This is a genomic window from Azospira sp. MPR-LB4, from assembly GCF_058809525.1.
This window is the reverse complement of sequence record NZ_CM179521.1, coordinates 1,265,243-1,280,912: the sequence shown is the minus strand read 5'-3', so window position 1 is coordinate 1,280,912 and position 15,670 is coordinate 1,265,243. Positions and strand designations below refer to the sequence as shown.

Annotated in this window: 14 protein-coding genes and 1 pseudogene; 6 read left to right on the top strand and 9 right to left on the bottom strand. The window is 69.3% G+C overall.

Going from position 1 to position 15,670, the window contains the following annotated elements:
- Positions 1 to 148: 148 nt before the first annotated feature.
- Positions 149 to 724, top strand: coding sequence for a hypothetical protein (locus AC3QLZ_RS05850; protein ID WP_492783479.1), 576 nt, complete (start codon positions 149 to 151; stop codon positions 722 to 724).
- A 79-nt stretch (positions 725 to 803) separates the two neighbouring features.
- Here AC3QLZ_RS05850 and AC3QLZ_RS05845 read toward each other — a convergent pair whose 3' ends face one another.
- Both AC3QLZ_RS05845 and mtnA read right to left on the bottom strand, forming a co-directional pair.
- Entirely contained in the window at positions 804 to 1,454 is a 651-nt protein-coding gene (locus AC3QLZ_RS05845) for a class II aldolase/adducin family protein (RefSeq protein ID WP_492783478.1), read from the bottom strand.
- On the bottom strand, positions 1,444 to 2,535 hold the full coding sequence (gene mtnA / locus AC3QLZ_RS05840; RefSeq protein ID WP_492783477.1) for an S-methyl-5-thioribose-1-phosphate isomerase: 1,092 nt from the start codon (positions 2,533 to 2,535) through the stop codon (positions 1,444 to 1,446). The genes AC3QLZ_RS05845 and mtnA overlap by 11 nt, the downstream gene beginning before the upstream one ends.
- A gap of 196 nt (positions 2,536 to 2,731) precedes the next feature.
- Between mtnA and AC3QLZ_RS05835 the strand changes: the two genes are divergently transcribed.
- From AC3QLZ_RS05835 to AC3QLZ_RS05820, 4 genes are all read left to right on the top strand, one after another.
- Positions 2,732 to 3,691 (top strand): YXWGXW repeat-containing protein, encoded by a 960-nt coding sequence (locus AC3QLZ_RS05835; RefSeq protein WP_492783476.1) that lies wholly within the window; start codon positions 2,732 to 2,734, stop codon positions 3,689 to 3,691.
- Positions 3,692 to 3,944: 253 nt separating this feature from the next.
- Positions 3,945 to 4,667 (top strand): hypothetical protein, encoded by a 723-nt coding sequence (locus AC3QLZ_RS05830; RefSeq protein ID WP_492783475.1) that lies wholly within the window; start codon positions 3,945 to 3,947, stop codon positions 4,665 to 4,667.
- Between the two features lie 186 nt (positions 4,668 to 4,853).
- Positions 4,854 to 6,020 (top strand): pyridoxal phosphate-dependent aminotransferase, encoded by a 1,167-nt coding sequence (locus AC3QLZ_RS05825; RefSeq protein WP_492783474.1) that lies wholly within the window; start codon positions 4,854 to 4,856, stop codon positions 6,018 to 6,020.
- Positions 6,021 to 6,200: 180 nt separating this feature from the next.
- Positions 6,201 to 6,377, top strand: a complete 177-nt coding sequence (locus AC3QLZ_RS05820; RefSeq protein WP_492783473.1) for a hypothetical protein — start codon at positions 6,201 to 6,203, stop codon at positions 6,375 to 6,377.
- A gap of 126 nt (positions 6,378 to 6,503) precedes the next feature.
- Here AC3QLZ_RS05820 and AC3QLZ_RS05815 read toward each other — a convergent pair whose 3' ends face one another.
- From AC3QLZ_RS05815 to AC3QLZ_RS05800, 4 genes are read right to left on the bottom strand one after another with little or no spacing between them, the layout of a single operon-like run.
- A complete protein-coding gene (locus tag AC3QLZ_RS05815) occupies positions 6,504 to 7,439 on the bottom strand; it encodes a 5'-nucleotidase (RefSeq protein ID WP_492783472.1) in 936 nt (311 codons plus the stop codon).
- Between the two features lie 17 nt (positions 7,440 to 7,456).
- A complete protein-coding gene (locus AC3QLZ_RS05810) occupies positions 7,457 to 7,822 on the bottom strand; it encodes a Crp/Fnr family transcriptional regulator (protein ID WP_492783471.1) in 366 nt (121 codons plus the stop codon).
- A gap of 20 nt (positions 7,823 to 7,842) precedes the next feature.
- Entirely contained in the window at positions 7,843 to 9,534 is a 1,692-nt protein-coding gene (locus AC3QLZ_RS05805) for a Na/Pi cotransporter family protein (RefSeq protein WP_492783470.1), read from the bottom strand.
- Positions 9,535 to 9,550: 16 nt separating this feature from the next.
- Positions 9,551 to 11,695, bottom strand: a complete 2,145-nt coding sequence (locus tag AC3QLZ_RS05800; protein ID WP_492783469.1) for a hypothetical protein — start codon at positions 11,693 to 11,695, stop codon at positions 9,551 to 9,553.
- Between the two features lie 154 nt (positions 11,696 to 11,849).
- Between AC3QLZ_RS05800 and AC3QLZ_RS05795 the strand changes: the two genes are divergently transcribed.
- Positions 11,850 to 12,902 carry an aldo/keto reductase gene (locus AC3QLZ_RS05795; RefSeq protein ID WP_287873843.1) on the top strand — a complete coding sequence of 351 codons (1,053 nt, stop codon included), beginning with the start codon at positions 11,850 to 11,852 and terminating at the stop codon, positions 12,900 to 12,902.
- Positions 12,903 to 13,021: 119 nt separating this feature from the next.
- Here the strand turns inward: AC3QLZ_RS05795 and AC3QLZ_RS05790 are convergent.
- The 3 genes and pseudogenes from AC3QLZ_RS05790 to AC3QLZ_RS05780 all read right to left on the bottom strand — a co-directional run.
- Positions 13,022 to 13,750 (bottom strand): annotated as a pseudogene (locus AC3QLZ_RS05790) (YoaK family protein); the annotation flags it as partial.
- 198 nt (positions 13,751 to 13,948) lie between these two features.
- Positions 13,949 to 14,380 carry a hypothetical protein gene (locus AC3QLZ_RS05785; protein ID WP_287873842.1) on the bottom strand — a complete coding sequence of 144 codons (432 nt, stop codon included), beginning with the start codon at positions 14,378 to 14,380 and terminating at the stop codon, positions 13,949 to 13,951.
- A gap of 49 nt (positions 14,381 to 14,429) precedes the next feature.
- A complete protein-coding gene (locus tag AC3QLZ_RS05780; RefSeq protein ID WP_287873841.1) occupies positions 14,430 to 15,614 on the bottom strand; it encodes an acyl-CoA dehydrogenase in 1,185 nt (394 codons plus the stop codon).
- Positions 15,615 to 15,670: the final 56 nt, after the last annotated feature.

Here is a 15,670-nt window from a genome sequence, read left to right as displayed (position 1 = left end):
GCTCTGCCGCCGGCGAGCTTTGCCGGCGGCGTGCCCGGCCCGTACCCGGCCCGCACTCGGTCCGCATTCGGTCAATCCTGGCTGATGCCCGGCCCGCGAATTTTCCCGTTTCCCTTTTTTCCGCCCAGCTTCCACCTGAGCCCGCCCCATGAGCCTGCCCTTCAAGCCCTCCACCGCCGCTTCCTGCCGTGCCCGGGAAACTGCCGAGGCGGCACCGGCCAAGGGACCGAGCCCGGCCCTGCGCATCGCGCTCTTTCTCGGGGTTTTCTATCTCTTCGTCTGGCCGGCCCTGGCCCTCTATCTGCTCACCCTGGCGGTAAGCGGGGCCTGCCTGTTGCCGGGGGTGACGGGCTGCGAGGCTTTCCTGGCCCTGGATTCGGCCCTGCCGGCCTGGGCGGCGCGCAGTCTGGGGGGGCTGCTGTTGCTGGCCCTGGCCCTGTCCTTCCTGGTGCCGGCGCCCCGGGGCAGCTGGCGCCGGCCGGCCCTGTGGTCCTTCCGCATGGTCTGCGGCCTGGCGCCGGCGGTCATCGGCGTGGCCGACATGAGCGTGCCGGTGCCGTTCCCCGTGGCCTGGCTGGTGGGCATGTTCCAGCCCGGGAGCCTGGCCCTGTCCCTGCGCCTGTGGGCGGCGAGTCTGCTGCTGGTGGGGGTGGTGCTGGCGGGCTGGCTGCTGCTGGCACGGTTGCGGCGTTCAGAACGACGCCCTGCCAGGGGCCGCTCCTAGCAAGCCTCTTCAGGCAGGGTGTCCCGAGATTGGCGTCCCTGCTGCCTTCCAGACTATCCCGTTGTTGAGTTCCGGCCCTTCAGGCCTGTTTGCCGTAGGTGGCGAATCTGGCCAGGGCTTCGGCCATCTGTTCCGTGTCGAGCAGCACCGGCGAGCCCAGCTGGCTGGCGCGCCAGAACTGCTCGCTGAGGCTTTCCAGTTCCACCCCCAGGGCCAGGGCCTCGCCCAGATCCTTGCCGCAGACGATCATGCCGTGGTTGGCCAGGAGGCAGCCCTTGCGCCCTTCCAGGGCGGCCAGGGCGGTGTCGGAGAGGGCCTGGGTGCCGAAGGTGGCGTAATCCGAGCAGCGCACCGTGTCGCCGCCGAAGCGGGCGATCATGTAGTGGAAGGGGGGAATGTCCCGGCGCAGGCAGGCCAGGGACGTGGCGAAGGGGGAATGGGCGTGCAGCACCGCGCCCGTTTCCGGCCGGGCGGCGTAGATGTCCCGGTGGAAGCGCCATTCGGAGGAGGGCAGGCGGCGCCCCACATGGCTGCCGTCCGCCAGCTTGACGAAGGGAATGTCCTCCGCCTGCAGGCTGTCGTAGCTCATGCCGGTGGGGGTGACGTAAAAGCCGTCCACCCCGTCCAGCTTGGCCCGCAGGCTGAGATTGCCGGCGGTGCCCCGGTTGAGGCCCTCCGCCGCCATGCGGTGGGCGGCGGTGATGAGGCTCTGGCGCGGGTCAGCGGGCATGGTCCTGTTCCTCCGGGTAGAGGCCGAAGATGCCGTCGGCGCTGGCCGGGCAGGCGCCGCGCTCGGTGATGAGGGCGGCCACCAGGCCCGCCGGGGTGACGTCGAAGGCCGGGTTGGCCACGGCCTCGGCGGCGGCGATCTGGCGGATGGAGCCGGGGCTGCCGGCGCCATCCAGACCGTGCACCAGGCGCAGCTCGTCGCCTTCCCGCTCCTCGATGGGAATGGCAGCGCCGCCGGGGCAGGCAAAATCCAGGGTGGAACGGGGTGCCGCGACATAGAAGGGCACGCCCGCCTCCCGGGCCGCCAGGGCCTTGAGGTAGGTGCCCACCTTGTTGGCCACGTCGCCGTTGGCGGCGATGCGGTCGGCGCCGACGATCACCGCATCCACCTCGCCCCGGGCCAGCAGCAGGCCGGCGGCGTTGTCGGCGATGAGGGTGTGGGGCACGCCCTTCTGGGCCAGTTCCCAGGCCGTCAGCAGGCCCTGGTTGCGGGGCCGGGTCTCGGAGACCCAGACATGCACCGGCAGGCCGGCGGCGTGGGCGGCATAGACGGGGGCGAGAGCGGTGCCGTGTTCCACCGTGGCCAGCCAGCCGGCGTTGCAGTGGGTCATGATCTCCAGCCGTCCCCTCTTTTCCGCCAGGGGCCGCAGCAACTCCAGGCCATGCTGGCCGATGCGGCGGTTCTGCTCAGCGTCCTCGTCGGCGATGGCGGCCGCTTCGGTCCATGCCGCTTCGGCCCGCTCTTCCTGGGGCAGCAGGCGCAGCAGGGCCTGCATGCGGTTGAGGGCCCAGTGCAGGTTGATCGCCGTCGGCCGGGTGGCGCCCAGGGTGGCCACAGCCTGGCTCAGGGCCGCGTCGGAGGCATCCCGCTGCAGGGCCAGGGCGACGCCGTAGGCGGCGGTGGCGCCGATCAGGGGCGCGCCCCGCACCTGCATGGCGCGGATGGCGTGGGCCGCCTCTTCCAGGGTGAACAGGCGCAGGGTGCGGAAATGATGGGGCAGGGCCGTCTGGTCGATGATGTCCACGGCGCAGGTGCCGGGCACGGGCAAGAGGGTGCGGGAGGGGAGGGTGGTTGGGCTCATGGGGCGATTCTAGGCCAAGGCGGCGGGCGGCCCAAGCACGGCAACGCCACGGTCCGGCCCAGGGGGCCGCGGCAAGATTGGGTAAAGGCAGTTGCAACAATTCGTAAGGCCCGGGGCAACGGGTCGGCGGTGCCCGCCGCTGCCGCGTTAAAGCCGGCAACAGCGCTTTTTTCCAACGCCCCATGAGGCAGGCACCATGAAACGCAAACTCTGGCTTTCCCTTCTCTTCGCCGCCGTGGCCGGCCTGGCCGGCTGTGCCGTGGAACCTGTCAGCCGTCCCTACTACGGCGAGCCGGTGCGCATGGCGCCGCCGCCGCTGCGGGTGGAAGTGATGGGAGCGCCGCCGGTGGTGGGCTATGTCTGGATCGGCGGCTACTGGAACTGGATTGGCGTGCGCTACGTCTGGGTCCCGGGCCGCTGGGAGGCGCCCCGCCCCGGCTATCGCTGGGTGCCGCGCCAGTGGGAGCGGGACGGCGACCGCTGGCAGCCCCGGGGCGGCCAGTGGGAACGGCATGATGAACCCAGGCGCGATTCCCCCCGGGAGCATCGCTGGGAATCCCCGGCCCAGCCCCGGCCCCAGGCCGTGCCCCAGCCTGCCCGCCCCGGTGCCGACGGCCAGGGCCGCCCCGGTTACGGCTACGGCGGCACCGACGTCTCGCCCCGGCGCGACCGGGATGGCGCCGGCGGCTGGGACAGCCGGCAGGACCGGGACCGGGACGGCATCCCCGACGGCGTCCAGGGGCGCGACCGCGATGGGCGCCGCGGCAACCAGGATGGCGGCTGGGGCGACCGCAACGACCGGGGTGACGACAGCCGCCGCGGCACTCCGGGCAACGGCGCCGCCCCCCAGGAGCGCAACCGGCCCGCTACCGACAGCAGCGTCGAGCAGCGCCGCCTGACGCCCCTGGACCGGGACAGCGGCTACCGTCGCGAAGAGATCCGCAGCGCTCCGCTCCAGCCCCGGGGCCAGTCCGGCCAGCCGGGCGGGGAGCGCAGCATGGGCCGGGACGGCGGCGGCCGCAGCGCCGACGGCGGCAGTTCCGGCGAGAGTCGGGCGGCCCCGCCCCGGGGTGGCGATGGCGGCGAGCAGCGCCAAGGCAGCCCCTGGGGCGGCGGCCGGCGCAACGATCGGTCGGGCGGCGACGGCGACCGCTGAGCCTTGGCCGCGGCGATGTGGCAATACGGGCGCCCCCAGGGGCGCCCTTTTTTATGTCCTGTAAAAGTTTGTTGTTGCGAGTCGTTCTCGTTTACATGGGGTGGCGACTGTACTAGGATGACGCCATGGCACCTCGCCGGGCGCCCCTGCCGCCGCCGTCTGGCGCGCAGCCCGGGGCGGCCGGCGGGGTGTAAAACGGGCCGGCGGATGCCGCCCCGTGCCACCCTCCATCCACCTTTCCTGGGAGCCGACCATGGCCCATCCGCCTGCCGACCTTCCGCCCCTGCCCGGCGCTACTGCCGACGCCGCCATTTTCCCAGCCGGCCCCGGCCGTTCTGCCCAACCCTGCGAGCGCAGCATCCTGCTGCGCTACCTGGGCCAGGTGCAGCAGCGGGTGGGGCGGCAGTTCGAGGAGCTGCGTGCCGAAGTACGCAGCGAACTCCAGGCTGAACTGCAGACGGAGCACGACGCCGAGTGCCGGGCCCTGGCGGACCAGCTGGCGGCGCGGGATGACCAGCTGCTGGCCCTGCGCGGCCAGCTCATGGTGCGGGACACGGCCCTGGAACTGCTGCGGGAGGAAATGGCGGAACTGCGCCGCCAGGTGCCGGGTCTGGCCGGGCGGCAGGAGCTGGTGCGCCTGCTGGACATCCAGGCCGAGCGCATCGTCGCCCTGGAGCGGGAGCGCAACGCCGCCCTGTGGCGGGCCGAGCGGGAAAGCCTGCGGGCCAGGGAAGCGGCCGCCGGGCCGGGCACCGTGGCCATCCTCTCCGCCGACCTGGTGGCGGCCCTGCCCGACGAGGCCCAACTGACCGAGGCCCTGGCGGCGGCCGACCTGGTGCTGTGCCAGACCGGCTGCCTCAGCCACGACGACTACTGGCGGGTGCAGGACTACTGCGCCCGCAGCGGCAAGCGCTGCCTGCTGCTGGCCAAGGAGGATGCGGCGGCCCCCGCGCCGGCCCGGGCCGCGGCGGACTGAGGCGTACCGGAGCAGCCGGCCCCCATCAATGCGGCCCGCCGGGAACCGGGAAGACGGGCCGGGCGCCGCCCAAACCCCCGGCAGGCCAGCCGTCGCCTTCCCGCCCCAACCGGGGATGGTCCCAGGTGCCTATTCCGGTGAAAGGGCCTAAACTTCCGCTTCCCCAAGCCTCAAGTCCCGATTTCCATGCCCCAATCTCCCGTCGCCATCGACTCCAAGCTGCCTTGGGTCGGCACCACCATTTTCACCGTAATGAGCAAGCTGGCCGCCGAATGCGGCGCCATCAACCTGTCCCAGGGCTTCCCCGACTTCCAGGCCGACCGCAGCCTGTTCGACGCCGTGCATCAGGCCATGCTCGACGGGCGCAACCAGTACGCCCCCATGACCGGCCTGCCGGAACTGCGCCAGGCCATCGCCGCCAAGGTCCAGGCCCTCTACGGCACCGCCTATGATGCCGAGAGCGAGATCACCGTCACCGCCGGCGCCACCCAGGCCCTGTTCACCGCCATCGCCGCCTTCGCCGGCCCGGGGGACGAGGTCATCGTCTTCGCCCCGGTGTACGACTCCTACGTGCCCGCCATCGAGACCGTGGGCGCCAAGGCCGTCTACGCCAACCTCCGCTACCCGGACTACAAGCCCGACTGGAACGAGGTGCGCGCCCTGATTACGCCCCGCACCCGCATGATCATCGTCAACACCCCCCACAACCCCACCGGCAGCCTGCTCGACGCCGCCGACCTGGAGGCCCTGGCGGAACTGACCCGCGACACCGACATCGTGGTGCTGGGGGACGAGGTGTACGAACACATCTGCTTCGAAGGCGAGCACCAGTCCCTGGCCCGCCATCCGGAACTGGCCGCCCGCAGCCTGATCGTCTCCAGCTTCGGCAAGACCTACCACATCACCGGCTGGAAGATCGGCTACTGCTACGGCGCCGCCGCCCTCATGGCCGAATTCCGCAAGGTGCACCAGTTCAACGTATTCACCGTGCACGCCCCCTCCCAGGTGGGCCTGGCCGCCTTCATGGCCGACCACTCCCGGCACCTGCAGCTGGCCGAGTTCTACCGGCAGAAGCGGGACTTCTTCCGCCAGCAGCTGGCCGACACCAAGTTCCAACTGCTGCCCAGCCGCGGCACCTACTTCCAGCTGGCCCGCTACGACGCCCTGCCTGGCCCCGCTGCCGATCTGCCCGACACCGAGTTCGCCCAGTGGCTGACCCGGGAAGTGGGGGTGGCGGTGATCCCCGTCTCCGTCTTCTACCCGGACGGCCGGGACGACAAGGTGGTGCGCTTCTGCTTTGCCAAGCAGGAATCCACCCTGGCCGCCGCCGGCGAAAAGCTGCGCGGCATCTGAGCCGGGCGCGGCCCGGAGCGCCATCGGCGGGCCGGCGGCAGCTCCGGACCCCAAAGAAAAAGCGCGGCAATCGCCGCGCTTTTTTCATGGCCGGGGAATTTTCCGCCGCCCCGGCGGTCTTTGCAGCGGGCCGGCGCCACAGCCGGCGTTTCGATCAACCGCAACATCAGGAGCATCCCCATGCGGGTACAGGAAAATCCGGCCGACATCGGCCGCTGCGGCTGCGGCCGCCGCGAATACTGCGACGGCAGCCACGGGCTGAGCGAAGCCCAATGGCAGGAACTGCGGGCCAGGGAACTGGCCGAAGAGGCCGCGTGGAAGCGGACCGCCGGCCAGCCGGAAGACGCCGGCAAGTGATTCCGTAATCCGCCTGGCCTGGGAGCCAGGAGGGACGCCATTCTTCGGGCGGCGTTCCTGGAGAATGGCGTGGATTGGGTGTCTCCGGTGAGGCAAAGAAAAAGGGCACGGTGACGAGCCCTTTTGCTATACGTTTTTGATTCCAAATGGCACGTGAACTGAAGGTACGACGGTTGCCGCTCCTTCCAAATGCCTGGACTGATCGTCGAAGAAAATGTGGGGCTTGAGGATTTCAAGAACCTTCTTCTTTTCTATCCCCCCGAGAAAAAAGGCATCGTTGGGCATGGCGCCCCAGCTTTTGAGTGTTCTCAATGCTCGCTCATGTGAGGGGGCGTTACGGGCTGTAACCAGAGAAACTCTGAGCCTGTTCTGATAGGACGGGTTTTGCTTCCGCTTCTTTTCCTCGGTTTTTTGTATTTCTGCGATTCGTAAAATGAACGAGTGCAGAGGGCCCGGTCCCAGAGGTTGGGATATTTTATCGACCTCATGTGCATGGAACTTCGTTAAGTCCTGCGTCTCATGCATGACAGTCTCAGACGTGTCATCAGCCAGAACCCCATCAAAGTCGAAAGCGATGCGTAGTCCGGCATCCGCTTCGTCGTCGATTATCGCGGAGTCGACCACTAAGCCCGCCGGGAAGCCGGCGGCAATGGCTGCACGCACGTCTGACTCATTGCCGGAGAGGAATAGGGAGATATTGAGTGCAGGTATGTACTCATAGGGCGCTTTCCCTTGGAGAAAAATCGCCCGGGTCATTCCTAATTGGTGGTGGGCTACCGATCTCATAACCCGCATGCCGGTGTCCGGATCATTGCGTGAAAGCAGAATGACCTCGACAAGTGGGTCGTTAAGAGGATCGTCGCTCAGGTCGTTCAAGCTTAGTAGCCTCTTGATAAACGGAAAGGCGATGCCCTTTTTAAGAGGGTTGTGCAGGTTCGATTCCTGGTACTTCCGGTATTCCTCCTCCCCTTCACGGCGGAATACGGCGTCTGATTCGCTCAAATCAAAAACGGCGCTGGATGCAACGCCAATCACCAGGCGGTTCGCCAATTCGTAAGCCATGTTCTGCGAGGCCGATATTAGTTTTGACTCAGCAACTGATTCGTCGCCCGCAGCCGGTGGGCCATGATGCGCATGACTTCGGTGGCGAAGTGGGGCGTCTGGGCGATGAGGATGTGGAAGCGTTTTTCGTCGATGGCGGCGAAGGTGCAGTCGCTGACGGCGAGGACGCTGGCGGAGTGAGGCAGCCGTTCCACCAGGGACATTTCGCCGAGGATGGCGCCGGCTTCCACTTCGTCCACCGCCCGCTCGCCCACCAGCACCCGGGCGTGGCCATCGAGGAGGACGTAGAGGGCGTCGCCCGGGTCGCCGGCGCGGAAGAGGAAGTCGCCGGCGGCGATGCGGCGCTGGTTGGGTTCGTGGCGGAAGAGGTCGTGGAACAGCATGGGGTTTCTCCTTGGAATGTTCAGTCTTCCGACTCGCTGTCCAGGGCCGGTTCCTTCAGCTCGGGCAGGGAGGCGAAGCGCTGGCTGGCCTTGAAGCCCTGGGCCACGGCGCGGCGCAGGTCGCTGAGGCAGGCCAGCCAGTCGTACATGGCATTGACGTCGGTACCGCCGGCCCCGGCCTGGAGCAGGGCGGCCTTGCTGCGCTGGTAGGTGTCCTCGAAGCTGTCCCGGGCCTCTTCGGCGCGCAGGGCGATGTTCTCCGGGGCTTCGCCGCAGTCCGGGTCGGCGGCGCCGAAGAAGGCCTGGGCCGAGACCAGCACGGGGGCGACGGCGGCCAGCAGGTCGGTCTGTTCGTCCCGGTTGGGGCTGCTGAGGACCCGGGGGCCGGCCTGGCCGCTGAGAGCCACGTGGTACATGACCCGGGCCAGGGTGTCGTAGTAGTTGGCGATGCGCAGCAGCTCGGGCAGCTGTTCGGCCTGGTCCCGGTGCACCTGGCGGCGGCTGACTTCGCCGACGAAGCGGCCGATCTCGGCCTGGAGCTTTTCGATCACTTCCAGGCGGCGGGTGAATTGCACCGCGTCGGCCGGCGCCTGCTGTTGCAGGTGGCGGCAGGCCAGGTCCCCCAGTTCCAGGGCCAGGTGGGCGACCCGGGCCAGTTCCCGGCGCAGGGCCTGCAGCGCCAGCTGGGGCACGGTGGCGACGTTGCGGTCCAGGTAGCGGGGATGGGCGGCGTTGTCTTCGGTGGAGGCGAAGCGGGACAGCAGGAAGGGCACCAGCCAGCGGGAGAGCAGGCCCATCAGCACCACGCCGAGGGCGTTGAAGAGAGTGTGGAAAATCACCAACTGGGTCACCGGGTCGTCGCCGTCGCCCAGCCCCAGGTCGATGGCCTTTGACAGCCACAGCAGGGGCACCAGCAGGGCGGCGGCCACCACCGCGGTGGCGACGTTGAAGAAGACGTGGGCGGCGGCCAGACGCTTGGCGTTGGCGGTGGCGCCGATGGCGGCGACGATGCCGGTGAGGGTGGTGCCCACGTTGGCGCCGATGACCAGGGCGGCGGCGGCGGTGAGGGGCAGCATGCCGCCGGCCACCGCTGTCAGGGCCAGGGTCAGGGTGGCGGCGGAGGCCTGCAGGATGACGGTGAGGGCGATGCCGATGAGGATGGCCAGGGCCAGGGCGCCCGGGTCGCTGCCCAGGCGCGGCAGGGCGTCCGGCCCCAGGCCGGCGAAGCCGTCCTTGAGCAGTTCGATGCCGAGGAAGAGCAGGCCGAAGCCGGCCAGGCTCATGCCCAGGCCGCTGCGCCGGGTGCCTTCGCCGGTGAGCTTGAGGGCCATGCCGATGCCGATGAAGGGCAGGGCGAAGGCGTCGATGGAAATCTTGAAGCCGATCCAGGCCACCAGCCAGCCGGTCACCGAGGAGCCCAGGTTGGAGCCGAAGACCACCCACAGGGCGGCGGCGAAGCTGAGCAGGCCCGCATTGACGAAGCCGATGGCGGCCACGGTCATGGCGGTGGAGGACTGCACCAGGGCGGTGACGCAGATGCCGGTGATGAGGCCGTGCAGGCGGGTCCGCGTCCACGCCGCCAGAATGCGCTCCAGGGCCCGCCCGGCGGCCAGCTTGAGGCCGTCGGTGAGCATGGTCATGCCCAGAAGGAAGAGGCCGATGCCGCCCAGCAGGGCGGTCAGCAGGCCGAGGAGGGAGGTGCCTGCCGTCACGGGCGGCCCGCGCCCATCAGACGTGGCCCCGCAGCACCACCCAGGCGAAGACGGCCAGCAGCACCAGGAAGGTCAGGGCCCAGGGCCACACCCGGCGCTTGTCGGCGTAGGGGTCGGTGAGGGCCCGCTCGGCGCCCTCCGGCAGCTTGGCCAGCTGGGTCAGGGCGGTGCCGAAGGGAATGTTGATGCGGGCCCGGGCATTCACCGCCCAGCCGTTGGCGTCCAGCAGGGGCCCCAGGGTGCGGCTCCTGAGCTTGAACCAGGCCAGCAGCATGGAGGGGCCGGAAACCATGAGCATGAGGCCGGCCACGGCGATGGGCATCTGCCACCAGGAGAGGCCGAGGAAGCCGGTGACCACCGAGGCGATGGCAGTGCCGATGGCGCCCACGGCCAGGCCCAGGGCGGCGAAGATACCGGCGAACTTGCCCACGTCGAAGGGTGTCGGCGCCGGCTTGGCCGCAGCCGGGGCGGCGGGGGCGCTTTCCACCTTCTTGGCGCCGTCGGCCACCAGGGAGGCGGACTGCTGCTCCACGGCGGCGGCCTTGGCGGCGGCGAATTTCTGGAACTGCTCGCCGATCATGCGCGCCACCTTGCGGTAGGGCGACCAGAAGGCCTGGCGGATGCTGATGGGGTGGTCCACGATCTTGCTGATGGTGGCGTTCCAGTCCCGGCCCTGGCGGTCGTAGAAGACGCCGTTGCGGCCCACCAGCAGCTGGTCCGAATCGCCGGCGGTGAAGGCGGCGGCGATGGATAGCTTTTCGCCGCCGCGCTGGCAGTCGCAATAGACCAGGCAGATGCGGGAAAGGCCGGCCAGGGCGGCGTGCTTGGCAGCGTCGTTCACCGGGATTACCAGTTCGCAGCTGCGGCCGTCCAGGTACAGGGTGCCGGCCTGGAACATGGCCTTGCCGCGGCGGGTGTAGAAATCGCGGAAGGAGACGAAGTTGTTGGCCAGCAGGGCCAGGTCGCGCACGTAATGCACCAGCCGGTCGGCGCTGCTGATGGCCTCGAATTCGGGCGCCACGGCGGCGTCCTCGGCGATGAGGGCGAGCAGGCGCGCCGGCAGGTGGCCGGCGAGGATGGCCTGCAGCCGCTCCAGGCCCAGCTCGGCCACCGGGGTTTCGACCCGGGCGGCGAGCCAGTCCTCATGGGCCTGCAGCCTGGCCAGCAGGGCCTGCCAGTCGGCCTCCGTCAGTGCTTGCCGCTGGCCCAGCAGGGGCGTCACGGCGGCGCTGGCCAGGGTGGCCACGGCGGCGCTCCAGGCCGGGTTGAGGCCGCCTTCCAGGGGCAGGGGGCGGCCGGCTTCGATGCGGGCCAGGGGCAGGGCGGCGATGGCCGCATCCCCCGCTTCCAGGTTGCGCGTCGCCAGGGCCTTGAGGTCGTCCTCGGCGCCGTTCATGAGGCCGCCGGCCCGGGGGTCGAAGGCGGCCAGGCGGCAGCGGGTGAAATAGTCTTCCACCTTGGCCCGCACCGCGGCCACGGCGTCCCGGGCGGCGGCGGTGGCCTCGCCCAGGGGCAGCACGGCGCCATCCTGCCGTGCGGCGGCCTGCCATTCGCACCAGGCCTTGGCCTCGGCCAGGAAGCGCTCGGCCTGGGCCTGGGATACGCCGGGCTCGCCGCTGCGGTCGGTGTCGCTGCCGATGCGCTCCATGATGTCCTGCACCAGGGCGGCCAGGGCCTCGTCCTGGCAGTTGGCCGGGGTGACGATGCCATCGCCGTTGAAGCGGGCGGCGGCGAAGATGGCGGCGATGTCGGAGGTGTCGGCCGGGGTGATGCTGGCGGCTTCGCCCTTGCCCAGGCTCTGCAGGATGCGCCGGGCGGCGGCCAGCACCTGGCGGCCTTCCTCGCTGCTGTCGTCGATGGCGTCCAGGGGCAGGGTGGCGGCGCCGGCGCCGAGCAGGGCCTTGTCCTTGAGCAGGGCGCCGGTCCAGTGCAGGGCGGCGATCAGTTCCGGGGCGCGGATGTGGCCGTCCTGGTCGGTGTCGATCAGCTCCAGGGTGCGGCGGTCGAATTCCAGGCCCTGGATGGGGCAGGAGAGGGCGACCCACAGTTTCTGGTCCAGCTGGTCCAGGTGCAGCAGGTCCTCGGCCCGGTCCAGGCGCACCTGGTCGAAGCCCCCGGCGCGGAAAAAGCGCCAGCGGTGGGTGTTCTGGGGAGTGGTCATGGAATGGCGGTCCTCGGTCGGTGGGCGGGAAGGCAGCGCCGGCCCTTCGTTGGCTGGGCCGTGCCTGGATATGCGCCGAGTATAGGAAACCCGACCCGCTCTGAATAGTGGGGGCGAGCCGCTAGAATGGCGTACCCCCTCTACGGAGCACAGCATGGAATATCGCGCATTGGGCCGCAGCGAGCTCAAGGTTTCCGCCGTCTGCCTCGGCACCATGACCTTCGGCCAGCAGAACAGCGAGGCCGAAGGCCACGCCCAGCTGGACCGGGCCGTCGCCGCCGGCATCAATTTCATCGACACCGCCGAGATGTATCCGGTGCCCGCCCGGGCCGAGACCTACGGCGCCACGGAGCGCATCGTCGGCTCCTGGCTCAAGGGCCAGGCCCGGGACCAGGTGGTGATTGCCACCAAGGCCGCCGGCCCCGCCCGCAAGATGGAGTGGATCCGCGGCGGCCCCCTGGCTTTCGATCTGGCCAATCTGCGCCGCGCCCTGGAGGATTCCCTCCAGCGCCTGCAGACCGACTACGTGGACCTCTACCAACTGCACTGGCCGGCCCGCAACCAGCCCATGTTCGGCCAGTGGCAGTTCGAGCCGGAACAGGAGCGGGAGTCCACGCCCCTGCGGGAAACCCTGGAGGCCCTGGCGGTGCTGGTGCAGGAGGGCAAGATCCGCCAGGTGGGCGTCTCCAACGAGCATCCCTGGGGCATCATGGAATTCCTGCGCCTGGCCCGGGAGCACGGCCTGCCGGCCATCGCCTCCACCCAGAACGCCTACAACCTGATCAACCGCCTCTACGACACCGGCGGCCTGTCCGAAGTCTGCTTCCGGGAGCGGGTTTCCCTGCTGGCCTATTCGCCCCTGGCCTTCGGCCATCTCTCCGGCAAGTACCTGGCCGATGCCAAGGCGGCCGGGCGCATCACCGCCTTCCCCGGTTTCGGCCAGCGTTACGAGAAGGTCAATGTGCCGCCGGCCCTGGCCGCCTACCGGGAGCTGGCCGCCCGCCACGGCCTTTCCATGACCGGGCTGGCCCTGGCCTTCTGCTACAACCGGCCCGGCGTCACCAGCACCATCATCGGCGCCACCTCCCTGGCCCAGCTGGAGGAAAACCTGGAAGCCTGGGAACGGCGGCCCGGGGCCGAGCAGTGGCGCGCCATCCAGGCCGACATCGACGCCGTGCACCAGCGCTATCCCAATCCGGCCCTGTAGGCTGGAGGCGGCTTGCCACCTGCGGGAAAAAAACAAAGGCGCCCAGGGGCGCCTTTGTCGTTTCTGCCCCTGGAGCCGGCTGCCGGCGTCTAGCGGCTGCGGCCGGAGAAAAAGTGGCTGAGGTCGTCGATGGTGGGGACGCTGGCCAGGATCACCAGCAGCAGGGCCAGGGGAATGGTGGTGGCGTAGCCGATGTGCTTGAAGCCGAGGGCGCCGGCGACGCCGCCGACGAAGAAGCACACGGCCAGGCCCAGCAGGATGGCGACTCGGGGGCGATTGACCCGCACCGCGGGCTCTTCCGGTCGGCGCGAGGAATTCCAGTACACCGCCTTGCCCAGTTCGATGCCCAGGTCGGTCACCAGGCCGGTGATGTGGGTGGTGCGGATTTCGGCCCGGGAGAGCTTGGTCACCAGGGCATTCTGCAGGCCCATGATGAAGCTGAGCAGCATCACCGTCAGCGGCACGAACAGGCCGTGGATATGGGACAGGCGTTCCCCCAGGGCGCCAAAGCAGAGCAGCAGCACGGCCTCCAGCAGCAGGGGCAGGGCGTATTCGCCGTGCAGGTGGCGGCGGCGTCCCAGATTGACCAGGATGGCGGTGCAGGCCGAGCCGGCGATGAAAGAAAGCAGGGCGCCGAAGCCGGCCAGGTAGGCGTGGAATTCGCCCAGGGCCAGATGGTCCGCCATGGCCGAGACGATGCCGGTCATGTGGGAGGTGTACTGGTGCACCGCCAGGAATCCCCCCGCATTGGCGGCGCCGGCGACGAAGGCCAGCACCAGCCCCAGTTGCCGGTTGGCTTCCGGACTGCGCCTCTTGCCTGTGAGCTTGCGGGAATACTGGATGGGCATGGTGTGCCGCCGGCAGGTGGTTGGGGGAGCGGCGACGGGCCGGGACGGCCGATCGGGCGCGGGGCATGGTAGCGGATGGCGCCGGCCCGAGTCCAGGCGCCTGCCACGCTCCTCCGCTTCGGTGCCGGCCCGACGGGCAGCAAAAAGCCCGTTGCGGACGGGGCCGGAACGGGCTTCTCTGGGCGGTGGCGGCGAGGCTCAGTGCTTGGCTGCTTCGCCTTCCTTGGCGGCTTCCTTGGCCTCTTCCTTCGGCGCTTCGGCGCCACCTTCGGCCGGTGCGGCTTCGGCGTCGGCCTTCTTCTTGGTCTTCTTCTTTTTCGGGTCTTCCGGCGGCGGTGCCGGGGGCAGGGTGGGGGCGATGGTCTGGATCTGGTTTTCCCGCATGTACACGTCCATCTCGCGCCAGCCGCCGTACACCGCGTCCTTGGGCAGCCAGTAATAGACGCTGTAGCAATCCTCGATGGCGCGGCCGGACTGGCGGCAGGCGCCGCCTACGGCCTTGCCTTCGGCCTCCAGTTTGGCGGCCTTGGCCGCCTGGTCCTCGATGCCCAGCTTGCTCTGGACCTGGTCGCAGCCGCCCAGCAGCAGGGGCGCGGCGAGAATGGTGATGGCGATGGCGCTTCTTTTCATGGTCGGCCTTTGATTTGGTCCCTGGATTCTATCTCAGCTGGCGCTTCTGTCAGTTGGCGAAGGCGGCGATGCCGGTCTGGGCCCGGCCCAGGATGAGGGCGTGGATGTCGTGGGTGCCTTCGTAGGTATTCACCACTTCCAGGTTCAACATGTGGCGCACCACGTGGAATTCGTCGCTGATACCGTTGCCGCCGTGCATGTCCCGGGCCGTCCGGGCGATCTCCAGGGCCTTGCCGCAGGAGTTGCGCTTCAAGAGGGAGGTCATCTCCGGTGCATCCTTGCCTTCGTCCTTCAAGCGGCCCAGGCGCAGGCAGCCCTGCAGGCCCAGGGCGATCTCGGTCTGCATGTCCGCCAGCTTCTTCTGGATCAACTGGTTGGCGGCCAGGGGACGGCCGAACTGGGGCCGGTCCAGGGTGTATTGGCGGGCCGCGTGCCAGCAGGCTTCGGCGGCGCCGAGGGCACCCCAGGCGATGCCGTAGCGGGCCTGGTTGAGGCAGGCGAAGGGGCCCTTGAGGCCCTTCACCTTGGGCAGCAGGTTCTCTTCGGGCACGAAAACCTTGTCCATGACGATCTCGCCGGTGACCGAGGCCCGCAGGCCCATCTTGCCCTGGATGACCGGGGCGGACAGGCCCTTCATGCCCTTCTCCAGGACGAAGCCGCGGATTTCGCCGCCGTCCTCACCCTGGCCGTCCTTGGCCCAGACCACGAAGACGTCGGCGATGGGGGAATTGGTGATCCACATCTTGGCCCCCGTCAGCTCCCAGCCGCCGGGCACGGCCTTGGCGCGGCTTTCCATGGAGCCGGGGTCGGAGCCGTGGTTGGGCTCGGTGAGGCCGAAGCAGCCGATCAGCTCGCCGGTCGCCATTTTGGGCAGCAGACGTTCCTTGAGGGCCTCGCTGCCGAAGACGTGGATGGGGTACATGGCCAGGGAGGACTGCACCGAGACCATGGAGCGGTAGCCCGAATCGACCCGCTCAATCTCCCGGGCCAGCAGGCCGTAGGAAACGTAGCTGGCGCCGGCGCAGCCGTAGCCGTCGAGAGTGGCGCCGAGCAGCCCCAGTTCCCCCAGTTCGCGGAAGATGGCCGGATCAGTCTGTTCGTGGCGGAAGGCCTGGACGATGCGGGGCAGCAGCCGGTCCTGGCTGTAGTGGCGGGCGGTGTCCCGGATCTGGCGCTCTTCGGCGCTGAGCTGGTCGTCCAGCTGCAGGGGGTCTTCCCAGTTGAAGCGGCTCATGGGCTCCTCTTCCTTCATTCCTCCTTGATGGAGCGGGGATTTTAACCGCATTCCCC